The following is a 14,809-nucleotide window of genomic DNA, read 5'->3' on the forward strand; positions in this document are numbered from 1 at the left end:
CGTCCCGTATCAACCGATGTTCGATATCAAGTGGATCCGTGCCAACGCCGAAGCATTCGACGCCGCCATTTCGCGGCGTAAGGGTGTATCGGTCCGCTCCTCCGATCTGCTTGCCATCGATGATCGCCGCCGGGAAATCATCGCCGGCCTCAACGAGGCCCAGGAAAAGCGCAACGCTCTCTCCAAGCAAATCGGTCAGGCCAAGGCCCAGAAAGACGAAGCCAAGGCTGCCGAACTGATGGCCGAAGTCGCCGCCCTCAAGGAGTTCATCCCCCAGGGCGAAGCGGACGAACGCGCCGTCGAACTCGAGTTGCGCAATGCCCTTTCGGTCCTGCCCAACCTGGCCTTCGAAGATGTGCCCGACGGCGTCGATGAAACCGACAATGTCGAATATTTCGGCCCCAATGGTTCGCCCGCCACCGCCGCCAAGGCCCGCGCCCCCAAGCCCAGCTTCTCTTTTGCTCCCAAGGAGCATTACGAGGTCGGCGTCGCCGCCAATGGCGATATGGATTTCGAAATAGCCGCCAAGCTCTCGGGCAGCCGCTTCGTCGTGCTCAAGGGCCAGGTCGCCCGGCTCGAACGCGCCCTCGGCCAGTTCATGCTCGACCTGCACACCACCGAACACGGCTATACCGAAGTCCAGCCGCCGCTGCTGGTCAAGGATGACGCCCTCTACGGCACCAACCAGCTGCCCAAGTTTGAAGAAGACCTCTTCTTCACGCCCCATGGTGACGGCCGGCTGGCGCTGATCCCCACGGCCGAAGTTCCGCTTACCAATCTCGTCCGAGAATCCATTCTTGGCGAAGAAGCCTTGCCCATGCGCCTCACCGCGCTGACCCCTTGCTTCCGCTCCGAAGCCGGTTCGGCCGGTCGCGACACGCGCGGCATGCTGCGCCAGCATCAGTTCAACAAGGTCGAAATGGTATCGATCACCACGCCCGAAACTTCGGTGGACGAGCATGAGCGCATGCTGGTCTGTGCCGAAGCCGTGCTGCAAAAGCTGGGGCTGCACTACCGCGTCATGACGCTGTGCACCGGCGATCTGGGCTTTGGCGCCAAGAAGACCTATGACCTCGAAGTCTGGCTCCCCGGCCAGGATACCTATCGCGAAATCTCCTCGGTCTCGGTCTGCGGCGATTTCCAGGCCCGCCGCATGGATGCGCGCTATCGTCCTGCCGGCGAAAAGCAGGCACCGCGTTTCGTGCACACCCTCAATGGCTCCGGCACGGCCGTCGGCCGCTGCCTCATAGCGGTCCTCGAAAACTACCAGCAAGAGGACGGCTCCGTCCTCGTGCCCGAAGTGCTGCAGCCCTATATGGGCGGCCTCACCTCGATCGGTGGTCGCTAATGGCCTTGCGCATCCTGCTCACCAACGATGATGGCGTGGATGCGCCGGGCCTCGCCGTGATGGCCGACATCGCTCGGGCCATCAGCGACGACGTGTGGATCGTTGCGCCCGATGGCAATCAGAGCGGGGCAGGGCACCGCTTCACCCTCGGCCGCGAGCTGCATTACGAGCAGCGCGCGGACCGCACCTTTACCGTGATCGGTGGCTCCCCCGCCGATTGTGTTGTCACCGGCATGACGCATTTGTTGGACCGGCCCGCCGATCTGGTCCTGTCCGGCGTCAATGCCGGCCAGAATCTGGGTGATGTCATCAACTGCTCGGGTACGGCAGCCGGCGCGCGGGAAGGGGCCCTGCAGGGCGCCATCGCCATCGCCATGAGCCAGGCCAACAATTACGAACATGGCCGCGAAGTCGACTGGGCCAACGCTGTTCGCTATGGCGCCGCCACCGTCCGCGCCATCCTCGCCGTCGTCGAGGGCCGCCAAACCTATTACAATGTCAATTTCCCCTGGTGCCCACCCGACGAAGTCTCCGGCATCTCAGTGGTCCAGCACCAACGCTTCTCGCGGTCGCCATTCCGCTACTACGCCAGCGACAATGCGGGAAAATTCTTCGTCGCCGTCCCAGAAACGCCTCTGCCGCTCGATCCCACCCACGATTTCGAAGTGCTGCGGCAGGACAAGGCCATCACGGTAACGCCGTTGTTGTTGCAACAAACGGATATGGCCACCACCGAACGCCTCAAAGGCAAGCTGGCGCTTTAGGCCGAAGCGGGTGGGCCACCGGAAGTGCCCCACCCACGATGTCATTCCGGCGCAGGCCGGAATCCATGCTGTGCTCTGACGGCAAACGCGATGTTCGCGGCTGGTCTTCAGAATGGATTCCGGCCTGCGCCGGAATGACACGGTGGGTGTGAGGTACTCAGCACTCTTAACCTTACCCAATCCAGAATCCACCCCATCCGATTTTGCTCAAATCGCATCGGCTTTAAACTCGTCTTTACCTTACCGGCTTAGTCTCAAATTCGTGTTGAGTACCTGCGTACGAGTGAGCTGATGAGTATCCGCGTATCCCGTCGGGCACCGAAAGGTGCAGTTGCGATGGTTGGCCTGGTGGCTGCCGCCGTTGCCCTTTCCGGTTGTTCCAGCTTTGGGAGCCGTACATTCGGCGATCAGACGACGACAGCCTCTGTGCCGCAGAACTCTCCTTCAAGTTATACCCAGCCCATGCCGTCCAGCCTCGGTGCGCCGCAGGTTGCCGAGAACCAGTTCCTGCCCCCGGCCAATGTCGGCGGCGGTTGGAACTCGCCGGTCCAGACGGGTTACACTCAGCCGCTTGCGCCAATGGCGCCAGTTACCGCGATGGGCACAGCGCCCACCGTGCAGTCCCAAGACCTTCCTGTATTGAGTTCTCCGTCTCCAATGGGATCCCAGCCAGCCATGCAAGCTCAGCCCGCCTTCGCTGCGGCGGCCCCGATGCCGTCGCCCTCCACGCTCGGCACCCTGCCGACCAATAGCGCCGTTCCCACGGTTGCACCGGCCGCCACTGGCGGCACGTTCACCCACACCATTGCCAGCGGCGAGTCGCTTTATACCATCGCCCGCCGCTATGACGTGACCACCCAGGCCCTCGTGCTGGCCAATGGGCTCTCGTCCCCCGACAAGATCGTGGTGGGCCAGAAGGTCATCATTCCGGGCCGCGCCGATCTGCTCGCCACCAAGGCGCCCGCACCTGTCCAGGTCGCTTCGACCAATCCGGCGCCCCCTCCGCTGCAGCAGACCTTGCCAACCGCCGCGCCCAATACGCTGCAGACTGCTGCGACGCCCGCTCCGACCCCGCAGCAGGCAGCTCCGGCATCCGCGCCGACCCAGGTCGCCAATGTGCCGGCTGCCGAGCCTGCAATGTCGGGCAATACCAAGTTCCGCTGGCCCGTCAGCGGTCGCGTGCTGACCGATTTTGCCGCCTCGCGCGGCACCGGCATCAATATCGAAGCATCCGAGGGCAGCGCCATCAAGGCCGCCGAAAACGGCACGGTGATCTATGTCGGTTCAGGCGTCGAAGGTTACGGCAACCTGATCCTGATCCGCCATCCCAATGGCTATGTCTCAGCCTATGCCCATCTCAAGTCGATGAGCGTCGCCAAGGGCGCCAATGTCAGCCGCGGTGACACTATCGGCGCCGCCGGCATGACCGGCTCGGTCACCCAGCCGCAGCTCCACTTCGAACTGCGCAAGGGCGCCACCCCGGTCGATCCCATGCCGCTGCTCGCCAGCTGAGTGCACATTACCAATCAAAAAAAAATCCCCGCCTCGGCGGGGATTTTTGTTTGTGGGGCAGGGTGTGGTTAAACCGCTTTCCCCATTTCCCCGGCCAGCGTCCGCACCAGCTGGATCGCCACGCGGCCCGATCGGGCGCCACGTGTTACCGACCACTCGATCGCCCGCGCCCGCAGCGTCTCTTCGTCCAGCCCCAGCCCATAATGGTCGGCATAGGCCCGCACCATCGAGAGGAAGGTGGGCTGGTCGCAATTGTGAAAGCCCAACCACAGCCCGAACCGGTCCGATAGCGACACCTTCTCCTCCACAGCCTCGCCGGGATTGATCGCCGTCGAGCGCTCGTTCTCGATCATGTCACGTGGCATCAGGTGGCGGCGGTTGGAGGTGGCATAAAACAGCACATTGTCCGGCCGCCCCTCGAGCCCACCATCGAGGATCGTCTTGAGCGACTTGTAGCTGGTTTCACCACTATCAAAACTCAGGTCGTCGCAGAACACGATGAACCGCGCCGCTTCCTTGCCGATCAGCCGCATCAGGGCAGGGAGGGTCTCAAGGTCCTCCCGCGCAATCTCGATCAGCACCAGCCGCTCAAATCCCTCGCGCGCCGTGATATCCCCATGGATCGCCTTGACCAGCGAGCTCTTGCCCATGCCCCGCGCGCCCCACAGCAGCGCATTGTTGGCGCCATGGCCCCGGGCGAACTGCTCGGTGTTTTTGAGCAGGATATCCTGCACCGCATCGATTCCCTTGAGCATGCCCAGCGGCACGCGGGCGACCTTGGGCACCGCCATCAAGAATCCGGCATCGCCATCCCAATGATAGGCATCCTCGCTCCCGAGCGTCGGCGCCACGTCCGGCGCCTCCGGCGCCAGCGCCTCCAATGAACGGGCAATTCGAGCCAGGGATGCAGCAATTTCAGTGAGTTGGTCTTCGCTCTTCAAGTCTTTATCCTCGTCGTCGGCGCGGCAATTTGCGGCTCCGCGAATGCCTTTGCAATCGCTAGGGTGCAAATGTATAGTCCGCGCGATTTTGACCGGGGCGCAAGTGCAGTCAGGCCCATATGCGTCCACTTGCATCGTTACACGATGCCGGTTTCTGGCGCTGACCCCTCCACAAGTTAAAAAGAAAAGATAAGGAGCACGCTTCATGTTTGTAACGCCAGCTTATGCCCAGGCAGCCGGCGCCCCCGCAGCGGGTGGCGGCATGACCGATATTTTCATCCAGCTCATGCCGATCCTGCTGCTGGTGGTGATTTTCTGGCTGCTGATTTTCCGTCCGCAGCAGAAGCGCCTCAAGGCCCAGCAGGCCATGCTGTCGGCCATCCGCCGCGGCGACACGGTCGTGACCACCGGCGGCATCGTCGGCAAGGTGACCAAGGCTGTCGATGGCGAAGACCTCGAAGTCGAGATCGCCACGGGCGTCAAGGTGAAGCTGGTGCGCGGCATGATTTCCGACGTGCGCTCCAAGGCCGAGCCGGTCAACGACAACAAGCCTGCGTAAGCAGCCACCCTTCGCCGGAGCCCATGGGCTCCGGCTTTTCTGCCTCTAGGACTTGCACAGATGCAATTTTCGCCGATCCGTACTGCTGTCATCGCCATCGTTGCTTTGCTGGGCGTGCTATTCGCCGTTCCCAGTTTCCTGCCACAGGATGTGCGCGACGCCTGGCCGAGCTTCCTGCCCAAGCAGACAGTGGTTCTGGGTCTCGATCTGCAGGGCGGCTCGCACCTGCTGCTGCAGGTCAGCGAAGAGGGCATCGTTACCGAGCGCCTGCAAAGTGTGCGCCGTGATGCCCGCAATATTCTGGCGAGCCAGAACGGCATCGGTAATCTGATCACCACCGATCCGGCGACCAATTCGATCGCCATCGAGTTGACCGATCCGACCCAGAAAGAACAGGCCAAGACGCTGATCGAAGGCCTGCAGAACACCGTTTCCAACGGCATGTTCGCGGTTGGCGGCGTCAATGAATTCGCCTTTGGCGAGACGCCGGACGGCAAGCTGACCATCACGCTGACCCCCGAGGGCATCAGCCAGCGCACCTCCTCGCTCGTCGCACAATCCATCGAAGTCATCCGCAATCGTATTGACGAGCTGGGCACCACCGAGCCGCAGATTCAGCGCCAGGGCACCAACCGCATTCTGGTGCAGGTTCCCGGTTTCGGCGATTCCACCCGTCTCAAGGACATTATTTCGCGCACCGCGCGCCTGACCTTCCATATGGTTTATCCCGGCATGTCGGCAGCGACCGCACAGGCCCAGGGTCTACCCGCCGGCACCATGATCCTGCCCAGCCAGGATGGCGGAAGCGAGCTGCTGTATGAAGATGTGGCGCTTGGTGGCGAATCCCTTGTCGATGCCCAGCCCAGCTACGACCAGCAGCGCGCCATGCCCGTGGTCAGCTTCCGCTTCGATACGCGTGGTGCCGTTACTTTCGGCCAGATAACCTCGGCCAATATCGGTAAGCGCTTCGCTATCGTGCTCGACAACACCGTCATCACCGCCCCGGTCATTCAGTCGGCCATCACCCAGGGCTCCGGCCAGATCAGCGGCAATTTCACGACCCAGTCGGCCAATGATCTCGCCGTGCTGTTGCGCGCCGGTGCGCTGCCGGCCAGCCTCGATATCGTTGAAGAACGCACCGTCGACGCCAGCCTGGGCGCGGACTCCATCCAGCACGGCCTCACCGCTGGTGTCGTCGCGTCGGTTCTCGTCGTGGCCTTCATGGTTATCGCCTATGGCCTATTCGGCGTCTTCGCCAATATCTCGCTGATCCTCAACATCGTGCTGATCTTTGGCGCGCTCTCCATGCTGGGTGCAACGCTCACGCTGCCCGGTATTGCCGGTATCGTGCTCACCATCGGCATGGCCGTGGACGCCAACGTGCTGATCTACGAACGCATGCGCGAAGAGCAGAAGGCGGGCCGTTCGCCGCTCCAATCCATCAACGCGGGCTTTGAGCGGGCTTGGGGCACCATTATCGACTCCCACCTGACCCAGCTGATCGCGGCTATCGTGCTCTACTTCCTGGGCTCAGGCCCGGTGCAGGGCTTTGCCGTCACCCTGGCGCTCGGCATTCTCACCTCGCTGTTCACGTCCTACATGGTCACGCTGTATTTCGTGGGCCTATGGTTCCGCGCGCGTCGTCCCAAGACGCTCAAGATCCAGCATTTCCGCTTCGTCCCAGACGGGACCAAAATCCCGTTCATGAAGATCAGCCGCTACGTGATCGCCTTCTCGATTGTCGCGAGCGTCCTCTCCATCGGTTCGGCCTATTTCAAGGGCTTTAACCTGGGCATCGACTTCGTCGGTGGCACGGCCATTGTCGTCCAGCATGAGGGTGGTCCGGCTGATGTCGGGCAGATCCGCGAAACGCTGGATGGCCTCAATCTTGGCGAAATCCAGGTTCAGGGCTTTGGCACACCCGAAGACGTGCTGGTCCGCGTTCAGGCGCAGGAAGGTGGCCAGGACGCTGACCAGGTGGCCGTGTCCAAGGTGCGAGATGCGCTCGCAGGCGAAAACTACACCATCCGCAGCACCGAGGCGGTTAGCGGCACCGTGTCGGGCGAACTGGCATGGAAGGGCGCCATCGCGGTCATCGTCGCGCTCGTTGCGATCCTGATTTACATCTGGTTCCGCTTCGAATGGCAATTCGCCCTGGCGGCCGTCACCACCACCACGCACGACGTCATCATGACTATCGGGCTCTACTCATTGACCGGATTGGAGTTCAATCTGACCTCCATCGCGGCGGTGCTGACATTGGTGGGTCTATCACTCAACGAAACGGTGGTCGTGTCCGACCGCGTTCGAGAAAATCTGCGCAAGCATCGCAAGATGCCGCTGCCGGAATTGATCGATATGTCGATCAACCAGACCATTGTGCGCACCACGCTGACGCAGTTCACCGTGTTCCTGGCGCTGATTCCGCTGGTCATTTTCGGCGGCGAAGTCATTCGCAGCTTCACCATCGCCATGACCTTCGGCTGCTTTGTCGGCATGTATTCCTCGATCATCGTCAACGGTCCAATCCTGATCAATTTTGGCCTCAAGTCGAAGACGGACGCCGATGACGCGGACAAAAAGAGCAAGCCTGCCGATGGGGCAGCTGTCTAATTGTGATTGAGGCGGGACATTATCCCGAGCAGGTTGGCCTCGATGCCTATGGCAATGGCGGCTTCCGCTTTGCCGGCATGTCGCATCGGGGCTCGCTCCTCTGCCTGCCCAATGGCATGTTCGCCTGGGACGTCACCGCCCCGGCGCAGTTGACGCTGGAAAGCCTAGCGCCAGTACTCGCCGTGGCCGACGACATCGACGTGCTGTTCATCGGCCTGGGCCATGATATCGCCGCGCTCGATCCCGCTATCCGCCAGGCCTTCCGCGAGCGCAATGTCATTGTCGAAGCCATCGGCACCGGCGGTGCCGTCCGCACCTATAATGTGTTGTTTGGCGAACAACGCGCCGTCGCTGCGGCACTGATCGCAGTGGATCGGGCGCGCTGATGACTGCCGAGAGCTTCGTCCACGCCGCGGCGGACCTGCGCACCAATGACCGCGACCGCTATCTCGCGACCCTCGTGCTGAATGAGGCAGGGCGCGACGCAGTCACAGCACTCTACGCCTTCAATGCCGACGTCGCCTCGGTGCGTGACCGCGTCACCAATCCCGCGCCCGGCGAAATCCGCCTGCAATGGTGGGCCGATGCTGTCGATGGCGAAGGCCATGGCGATGTCAGGCAAAATCCGGTGGCCGACGCCTTGCTCGATACCATGGCGCGCTATCGCATTCCCGCCGGCACCTTGCAACGCCTCATCGCCGCCCGGCGCTTCGATCTCTATGACGATCCCATGCCGGATCTGGAGAGTTTCGAGGGCTATGCGGGCGAAACCACTTCGACCCTTTACCAGCTCGCCGCAATGATCCTCAATGCTGGCGAGCCGGTTGAAACCGGCGACGCCGCCGGCCATCTGGGCGTCGCCCACGCCATGATCGGCCATATCAGAGCCTTCGGCTACACGGCCTCGCAGGGCCGGATCATGCTGCCCTGGTCGATCTTGGCCGCCAATGGCGTGCAGGAACGTGAAATCTTCTCCGGCCAGGAAAGCGAAGGTCTGGTCGAAGCACTCGGCCAAATCACCGAACTCGCCGCCGGCCACCTCGCCAAAGCCGAAGCCGCCATCGCCACGCTTCCCGGCTCCCTCAAGCCCGCCTTCGCTCCGATAGCGGTGCTGAAAACGCAACTGGCGCACCTGGACAAATCCCCAAATGCCTTCGCGCCAGCCGCTGACGAGCCCGACTGGCGCAAAATCACGCGTCTGATGTGGTGGGCGCTGCGGAACCGGTAGCGGGATGAGCGGTTGGAGGGAAGGGCGCTTACGCCCAACCCTTCAGATCTTCCAGCGCCCGCGAGGTAATCGCCTTGCGCTTGGCAATCGTCCGGTCATTGCCGCGCCAACGCCCAGCACCTTCTGGCTTGGTCACCGTCACCTCGGGGAACAATCCAAAGTTGACATTCATCGGTTGGAAACTGCGTGCCCCGCTATAGCCTTCGGCCTCGATATGCCCGCCGGTGATGTGCGCCACTAACGCGCCAAGCGCGGTCGTTAGCGGCGGTGTCGCTAGGCTCTCGCCCCGGCTTTCCGCCGCAGCCAGCCGCCCGGTGATCAGGCCAACTGCCGCGCTTTCCACATAGCCCTCGACGCCTGTGACCTGCCCGGCAAAGCGGATGCGCGGATCGGCCTTGAGTTTTAGGTCAGGGCCCAACACTTTGGGAGAATTGAGGAATGTATTGCGATGCAACCCGCCCAGCCGGGCAAATTGCGCATTCTCCAGCCCCGGGATCATGCGGAAAATCTCAGCCTGGATGCCGTAGCGCATCTTGGTCTGGAACCCGACCATGTTCCACAGCGTGCCCAGCGCGTTGTCCTGCCGCAGCTGCACAATGGCATAGCTCTTGACCAGGGGATCGCGCGGATTGGTCAGCCCCACCGGCTTCATCGGCCCATGCCGCAGCGTTTCGACGCCGCGCTCGGCCATGACTTCAATGGGCAGGCAGCCGTCGAAATACGGCACCTTTTCCCAATCCTTGAACTCATGCAGCGGCGCCACTTTCAGCGCTTCGACAAAGGCGTAATACTGGTCCTTGTTCATCGGACAGTTCAGGTAATCGGCCCCCGTGCCGCCTGGACCCGCCTTGTCATAGCGCGACTGCGCCCAGACAATGTCCATATTGATGCTGTCCTTGTGGACGATCGGGGCGATGGCGTCGAAGAAGGCCAAAGCATCCTCGCCCGTCTTGGCCAGGATCGCATCGGCCAGGGCTGGCGAGGTCAGCGGCCCGCTGGCGATGATGACATTCTTCCAGTCCTCCGGCGGCCAGCCGGCAATCTCTTCGCGAACCACCGTGATATTGGCGTGGTTGTGAATGGCGCGGGTGACTTCGTCGGAAAAGCCATGTCGGTCGACGGCCAGTGCGCCGCCGGCCGGTAGCTTGTGCAAGTCGGCCGCGCGCATGATCAGCGAGCCGCGGCGTCGCATTTCCTCGTGCAACAGGCCAACAGCATTTTGCTCGTGGTCGTCGGAGCGGAAGCTATTGGAGCAGACGAGCTCGGCAAAGCTATCGGTGCTATGCGCATCGGTGCTGCGTACGCCGCGCATTTCGTGGACGATAACCGTGGCGCCGGCTTCAGCAGCCTGCCATGCGGCCTCGGACCCGGCGAGACCCCCGCCGATAATATGAATTGGTTCTGATGTGGACATGGTCGGCAGATACCAAGCCTGACGGGAGCGCGCAACTGCTGCTTGCGCAATAGCCCGTAAACTCTACCTTTGGCTCGGCCTGGGAGGAAAAGATGAGTCCAAACCTGACCCTGTGGGACCGTAAAAATTCATGCAATGTCCAGAAAACGCTCTGGACCATCGAAGAGCTTGGGCTGCCCTATCGCCACGAGCCCCGTCGGCGGTTCCCATGGCGGTCTCGACACCCCTGCCTATTGCGCGCTCAATCCCAATGGCGTCGTCCCCACTTTGCAGGATGGCGACCTGACGGTCTGGGAGAGCCATGCAACGGTAGGGGCGAAGCTACGCCGATATCGTGGCGGGCGTGTCGCTCTACCGCTGGTTCACCATGGATATCGAGCGTCCTGCCATGCCTAACGTCGAGGCGTGGTATCAGCTGCTCCAGCAACGGCGGGCGTTTCGTGATGCGGTGATGGTGGATTATGCCGAGCTGGTCGGCAGGTTAGCGTTCTGATCGCCAGGCAGAAAGCAAAACACCCGCGTCTCAGAGAGAAGCGGGTGTTCGATTTGCTATGTCTAAAAGTTCAGTGCGGCAAATCTTAGAGCGAGCTGGCATGGTCACGAGCAATCCGATTGATGTCGGTGCGCGAAATACCAAGGTCGTTCAGCTGACGATTGTCGAGAGCGGCAAGCTCACGGACGGTCTGCTGGTAGGCGGCCCACTTCTTGAAAGTCTTACGGATGTCCATTTGGTAGTCTCCTTTGTTTACGAGCTTATATTTAGGGCAGGGCCCGCAAGATGAGCAGTGGGAGATTGGTCAAACGAGCTATGCATTCTGCGCGGGGCATTAACCGGGCTCGTTCATTTCCGGTTAAGCGGTGCGGCGGGCATATGGCTAGCCAGCGGCAAACCAGCGGCCGCCCCTGCTGCCGTCTGTAGCGCCGCTCAGCGGTCGAACAGCGCCTTGGTCATCTGGGTGAAGTCAGGGGCGCAAATCCCCAGTAGCCCTGCGTCTCGCGCAGATGGCACATCCGTCTCACGCAATGTCTGCTTGATATCGACCAGGCGCTTCTTGCGCCACACGGCTCGGATAAACATCGGTCAGCTCCTTCATGGAGGTCTGCGACAAGCCGGAACATGATCCTGTTCGTTGGCAAAGGCCATGGCGCAAACTACAGACGCATCATGCAGTCGGCGCATGGCCTGATCCGCGCTTCGTCATAATAGTGTTAGACTTAGGTCTGATGCGCAGAAATTGGCGCTTGATGACATGCAGCGGGAATTGGTTAGCGGACTGCTAGCGTTGAGGGCGGATAATGCTCACGCCCGATGAGGATGGCGCATAGAGCGGCCATCCTCACCCTTGAGGCCAAAATTATTCCGCCGCCTGGCTCGTGCGCATGGGCCGCCGTGCCATGATTTCCTTGAGGAAGGTGCCGGTGTGCGAGCGCGGATTGGCCGCGATATCCTCGGGCGTACCGACGCCGACGATCTCGCCGCCGCCATCGCCGCCTTCGGGGCCAAGATCGATGACCCAGTCGGCGGTCTTGATGACTTCGAGATTATGCTCGATGACAATCACGGTATTGCCGCCATCGACCAGCTCGTGCAGCACTTCGAGCAGCTTGGCCACGTCGTGGAAATGCAGGCCGGTGGTAGGCTCGTCCAGCATGTAGAGCGTGCGGCCGGTGGCGCGCTTGGAGAGTTCCTTGGAGAGCTTGACGCGCTGCGCCTCGCCGCCTGAGAGGGTCGTGGCGGGCTGGCCGACCTTCACATAGCCCAGGCCCACCCGCTGCAGCGTGGCGAACTTGTCGCGGATGATCGGCACGGCGGAGAAGAAATCGACGCCTTCGTCGATCGTCATGTCCAGGATGTCGGAAATCGACTTGCCCTTGAACTGTACTTCGAGCGTTTCGCGATTGTAGCGCTTGCCCTTGCACACGTCGCAGGTGACGTAGACGTCGGGCAGGAAGTGCATCTCGATCTTGAGCACGCCATCGCCTTCGCACTTCTCGCAGCGGCCGCCCTTGACGTTGAAGCTGAACCGCCCCGGCCCATAGCCGCGTGCCTTGCTCTCCGGCAGGCCGGCAAACCATTCGCGCAGCGGGGTGAAGGCGCCGGTATAGGTGGCGGGATTGGAGCGCGGCGTGCGGCCGATCGGGCTCTGGTCGATATCGATGACCTTGTCGAGGAATTCGAGCCCCGTCAGGCTGTCATGCGGGGCAGGGACTACGCGGGCGCCGTTCAAGCGCCGCGCAATGGCCTGATACATGGTGTCGATCATCAGGGTCGACTTGCCGCCGCCCGATACGCCGGTGATGGCGACGAACATGCCCAGCGGCACATCCACCGACACGTTCTTCAGATTATTGCCCGTTGCGCCTTTGACGCTGAGCGCCTTGCCCTTCTTGGCCACGCGCCGTTCCGCCGGCAGGGGAATGCCCATGCGGCCGGAGAGATATTTGCCGGTCAGGGAATCGGGGTGATTGAGAATGTCCTGCGGCGTGCCTTCGGCCACGATATGGCCGCCATGCACACCCGCGCCCGGCCCGATATCGAGCACGTAATCGGCGGTGAGGATCGCGTCTTCGTCATGCTCGACCACGATGACGGTATTGCCCAGGTCGCGCAGCCGGCGCAGCGTATCGAGCAGGCGGGCATTGTCGCGTTGATGGAGGCCAATGGAGGGCTCGTCGAGCACATAGAGCACGCCGGTCAGACCCGAGCCAATCTGGCTGGCGAGGCGAATGCGCTGGCTTTCCCCGCCCGACAGCGTGCCGGAATTGCGCGACATGGAGAGATATTCCAGCCCCACATCGTTGAGAAAGTTCAGCCGCTCGGTGATTTCCTTGAGGATGCGCTCGCCAATCTGCTTCTGATTGGGCGTGAACCGCTCGGGCAGGGCGGCAAACCAGTTCGAGACATTGCGGATCGACTGCTCGGTGACCTGCCCGATATGCAGGCCATCGATCTTGACGGCCAGCGCTTCGGGCTTGAGGCGATAGCCGCCACACGCCACGCAGGGCTTGGCCGACATGTATTTCTCGATTTCCTCGCGCATGCCGGCGCTTTCGGTTTCCTTATACCGGCGCTCGAGATTGCCGATCACGCCCTCGAAGGGCTTGGTCGTCTTGTATTGGCGCAGGCCATCGTCATAGACGAAATTGATCGGCGTCTTGTCGGTGCCATAGAGCACGGCATGCTGCACCTCAAAGGGCAGGTCCGACCAGGCCGTGCCGGTCGAGGCGCCGAAATGCTTCACCACGGCCGAGAGGGTCTGCAGGTAATAAGGCGCACTGGTTTTGGACCAGGGCAGGATCGCCCCGTCCTTGAGCGACATGGTCGCATCCGGCACGATCTGGTCGGGGTCGATCTTCTGCTCGGTGCCCAGGCCATCGCAAACCGGGCACGCGCCGAACGGATTGTTGAACGAGAACAGGCGCGGCTCGATTTCGGCAATGGTGAAGCCGGAAACCGGGCAGGCGAATTTTTCCGAGAACGTGGTCTGGCGCGGCGTGCCATCCTCGTTTTTCTCGTCGGCATATTCGATCAGCGCGATGCCATCGGCCAGCTTTAGCGCCGTCTCGAAGCTTTCGGCCAGGCGGCCGGCAATATCGGGGCCGACCACAACGCGGTCCACCACCACTTCGATATCGTGTTTGAACTTCTTGTCGAGCGCCGGCGCATCCTCGATCTCGTGATATTCGCCGTCAATCTTGACGCGCTGGAAGCCCTTACGCAGCAGATCGGCCAATTCCTTCTTGTATTCGCCCTTGCGGCCGCGCGCGATCGGGGCGAGCAGGAACAGCCGCGTGCCCTCGGGCAGCTCCAGCGTGCGATCCACCATCTGGCTGACGGTCTGGCTCTCGATGGGTAGGCCGGTGGCGGGCGAATAGGGAATGCCGACGCGTGCATAGAGCAGGCGCAGGTAATCATAAATCTCGGTGACAGTGCCAACCGTAGAGCGCGGGTTACGCGACGTGGTCTTCTGCTCGATGGAAATCGCGGGCGACAGGCCCTCGATATGCTCCACGTCGGGCTTCTGCATCATTTCGAGGAATTGCCGCGCATAGGCGCTCAGCGACTCCACATAGCGCCGCTGCCCTTCGGCATAGATGGTGTCAAAGGCCAGCGAAGACTTGCCCGAGCCGGACAGCCCCGTCATCACGATCAGGCTGTCGCGCGGCAAGCGGACGTCGATGCCCTTGAGATTGTGCTCGCGGGCGCCGCGCACGACGATCTCTCGGTTCTGGCTGGGCTTTTGCATCATTGTCGGACGTCCATGGCTGGCTGCGCCGTGTGGGCACAGGGCGGCAAATTAAATTCGTATCGTTGGGCTGGCAGCTTGCAGAGATAGGAGCCAGCCGCCTTGGCCGCAAGCGGCCATCTTACCGGGCGTTTGAGCGCCGGCGTCACCTTATCGTGTCAGGGCAGGCTTGCGCAAAACGCC

General features: G+C 62.0%; 14 protein-coding genes. 9 read left to right on the forward strand and 5 right to left on the reverse strand.

All coding sequences use genetic code 11. The features are described 5' to 3' along the window. The first annotated feature begins 16 nt into the window (after positions 1 to 16). From serS to ACI3KW_RS13025, 3 genes are all read left to right on the forward strand, one after another. Entirely contained in the window at positions 17 to 1,348 is a 1,332-nt protein-coding gene (serS, locus tag ACI3KW_RS13015; RefSeq protein WP_404848427.1) for a serine--tRNA ligase, read from the forward strand. Next, the gene (gene surE / locus ACI3KW_RS13020; protein WP_404848428.1) at positions 1,348 to 2,112 is read left to right on the forward strand and encodes a 5'/3'-nucleotidase SurE; all 765 of its coding nucleotides are present in this window, start codon (positions 1,348 to 1,350) and stop codon (positions 2,110 to 2,112) included. The genes serS and surE overlap by 1 nt, the downstream gene beginning before the upstream one ends. Before the next feature lie 675 nt (positions 2,113 to 2,787). Continuing rightward, a complete protein-coding gene (locus tag ACI3KW_RS13025) occupies positions 2,788 to 3,624 on the forward strand; it encodes a M23 family metallopeptidase (protein ID WP_162740096.1) in 837 nt (278 codons plus the stop codon). 68 nt (positions 3,625 to 3,692) lie between these two features. Here ACI3KW_RS13025 and ACI3KW_RS13030 read toward each other — a convergent pair whose 3' ends face one another. Further along, positions 3,693 to 4,565: an ATP-binding protein gene (locus tag ACI3KW_RS13030; RefSeq protein ID WP_404848429.1), complete on the reverse strand. Its 873-nt coding sequence runs from the start codon at positions 4,563 to 4,565 to the stop codon at positions 3,693 to 3,695. A 205-nt stretch (positions 4,566 to 4,770) separates the two neighbouring features. Between ACI3KW_RS13030 and yajC the strand changes: the two genes are divergently transcribed. The 4 genes from yajC to ACI3KW_RS13050 are packed head-to-tail and all read left to right on the forward strand — an operon-like array spanning position 4,771 to position 8,965. Then, the gene (gene yajC, locus ACI3KW_RS13035; RefSeq protein WP_113120595.1) at positions 4,771 to 5,124 is read left to right on the forward strand and encodes a preprotein translocase subunit YajC; all 354 of its coding nucleotides are present in this window, start codon (positions 4,771 to 4,773) and stop codon (positions 5,122 to 5,124) included. Positions 5,125 to 5,184: 60 nt separating this feature from the next. Further along, positions 5,185 to 7,737 carry a protein translocase subunit SecD gene (gene secD, locus ACI3KW_RS13040; RefSeq protein WP_404848430.1) on the forward strand — a complete coding sequence of 851 codons (2,553 nt, stop codon included), beginning with the start codon at positions 5,185 to 5,187 and terminating at the stop codon, positions 7,735 to 7,737. Beyond that, entirely contained in the window at positions 7,737 to 8,123 is a 387-nt protein-coding gene (locus tag ACI3KW_RS13045) for an Mth938-like domain-containing protein (RefSeq protein WP_262172094.1), read from the forward strand. Before secD ends, ACI3KW_RS13045 begins: the two co-directional genes overlap by 1 nt. Then, positions 8,123 to 8,965 carry a phytoene/squalene synthase family protein gene (locus ACI3KW_RS13050; RefSeq protein WP_404848431.1) on the forward strand — a complete coding sequence of 281 codons (843 nt, stop codon included), beginning with the start codon at positions 8,123 to 8,125 and terminating at the stop codon, positions 8,963 to 8,965. Before ACI3KW_RS13045 ends, ACI3KW_RS13050 begins: the two co-directional genes overlap by 1 nt. 28 nt (positions 8,966 to 8,993) lie before the next feature. Here the strand turns inward: ACI3KW_RS13050 and trmFO are convergent, their stop codons facing one another. Next, positions 8,994 to 10,379, reverse strand: coding sequence for a methylenetetrahydrofolate--tRNA-(uracil(54)-C(5))-methyltransferase (FADH(2)-oxidizing) TrmFO (gene trmFO, locus ACI3KW_RS13055; RefSeq protein ID WP_404848432.1), 1,386 nt, complete (start codon positions 10,377 to 10,379; stop codon positions 8,994 to 8,996). A 135-nt stretch (positions 10,380 to 10,514) separates the two neighbouring features. Between trmFO and ACI3KW_RS13060 the strand changes: the two genes are divergently transcribed. Together ACI3KW_RS13060 and ACI3KW_RS13065 are read left to right on the forward strand one after the other, a co-directional pair. After that, on the forward strand, positions 10,515 to 10,775 hold the full coding sequence (locus ACI3KW_RS13060) for a hypothetical protein (RefSeq protein ID WP_404848433.1): 261 nt from the start codon (positions 10,515 to 10,517) through the stop codon (positions 10,773 to 10,775). Then, complete coding sequence (locus tag ACI3KW_RS13065; RefSeq protein ID WP_404848485.1) at positions 10,723 to 10,872, forward strand: hypothetical protein; 150 nt, start codon at positions 10,723 to 10,725, stop codon at positions 10,870 to 10,872. The genes ACI3KW_RS13060 and ACI3KW_RS13065 overlap by 53 nt, the downstream gene beginning before the upstream one ends. 85 nt (positions 10,873 to 10,957) lie before the next feature. Here ACI3KW_RS13065 and ACI3KW_RS13070 read toward each other — a convergent pair whose 3' ends face one another. The 3 genes from ACI3KW_RS13070 to uvrA all read right to left on the reverse strand — a co-directional run bounded on the left by ACI3KW_RS13070 (position 10,958) and on the right by uvrA (position 14,626). Further along, positions 10,958 to 11,107: a DUF1127 domain-containing protein gene (locus tag ACI3KW_RS13070; RefSeq protein ID WP_081917282.1), complete on the reverse strand. Its 150-nt coding sequence runs from the start codon at positions 11,105 to 11,107 to the stop codon at positions 10,958 to 10,960. Positions 11,108 to 11,304: 197 nt separating this feature from the next. Beyond that, positions 11,305 to 11,457: a hypothetical protein gene (locus tag ACI3KW_RS13075; protein ID WP_162740095.1), complete on the reverse strand. Its 153-nt coding sequence runs from the start codon at positions 11,455 to 11,457 to the stop codon at positions 11,305 to 11,307. A gap of 277 nt (positions 11,458 to 11,734) precedes the next feature. Then, positions 11,735 to 14,626: an excinuclease ABC subunit UvrA gene (uvrA, locus tag ACI3KW_RS13080; RefSeq protein WP_262172092.1), complete on the reverse strand. Its 2,892-nt coding sequence runs from the start codon at positions 14,624 to 14,626 to the stop codon at positions 11,735 to 11,737. Positions 14,627 to 14,809 lie beyond the last annotated feature (183 nt).

Origin of the sequence: Devosia sp. ZW T5_3, assembly GCF_044987315.1 — a bacterium.
In the GTDB taxonomy this organism is placed as follows: Bacteria; Pseudomonadota; Alphaproteobacteria; order Rhizobiales; family Devosiaceae; genus Devosia.

What these genes read in the sequence shown, in the direction of transcription:
- secD (WP_404848430.1), top strand. Translation starts at nt 5,185, where the DNA reads ATGCAATTTTCGCCGATCCGTACTGCTGTCATCGCCATCGTTGCTTTG.
- surE (WP_404848428.1), top strand. Translation starts at nt 1,348, where the DNA reads ATGGCCTTGCGCATCCTGCTCACCAACGATGATGGCGTGGATGCGCCG.
- ACI3KW_RS13025 (WP_162740096.1), top strand. Translation starts at nt 2,788, where the DNA reads ATGCAAGCTCAGCCCGCCTTCGCTGCGGCGGCCCCGATGCCGTCGCCC.
- serS (WP_404848427.1), top strand. Translation starts at nt 17, where the DNA reads ATGTTCGATATCAAGTGGATCCGTGCCAACGCCGAAGCATTCGACGCC.
- ACI3KW_RS13075 (WP_162740095.1), bottom strand. Translation starts at nt 11,457, where the DNA reads ATGTTTATCCGAGCCGTGTGGCGCAAGAAGCGCCTGGTCGATATCAAG.
- ACI3KW_RS13070 (WP_081917282.1), bottom strand. Translation starts at nt 11,107, where the DNA reads ATGGACATCCGTAAGACTTTCAAGAAGTGGGCCGCCTACCAGCAGACC.
- uvrA (WP_262172092.1), bottom strand. Translation starts at nt 14,626, where the DNA reads ATGCAAAAGCCCAGCCAGAACCGAGAGATCGTCGTGCGCGGCGCCCGC.
- yajC (WP_113120595.1), top strand. Translation starts at nt 4,771, where the DNA reads ATGTTTGTAACGCCAGCTTATGCCCAGGCAGCCGGCGCCCCCGCAGCG.
- trmFO (WP_404848432.1), bottom strand. Translation starts at nt 10,379, where the DNA reads ATGTCCACATCAGAACCAATTCATATTATCGGCGGGGGTCTCGCCGGG.
- ACI3KW_RS13060 (WP_404848433.1), top strand. Translation starts at nt 10,515, where the DNA reads ATGTCCAGAAAACGCTCTGGACCATCGAAGAGCTTGGGCTGCCCTATC.
- ACI3KW_RS13050 (WP_404848431.1), top strand. Translation starts at nt 8,123, where the DNA reads ATGACTGCCGAGAGCTTCGTCCACGCCGCGGCGGACCTGCGCACCAAT.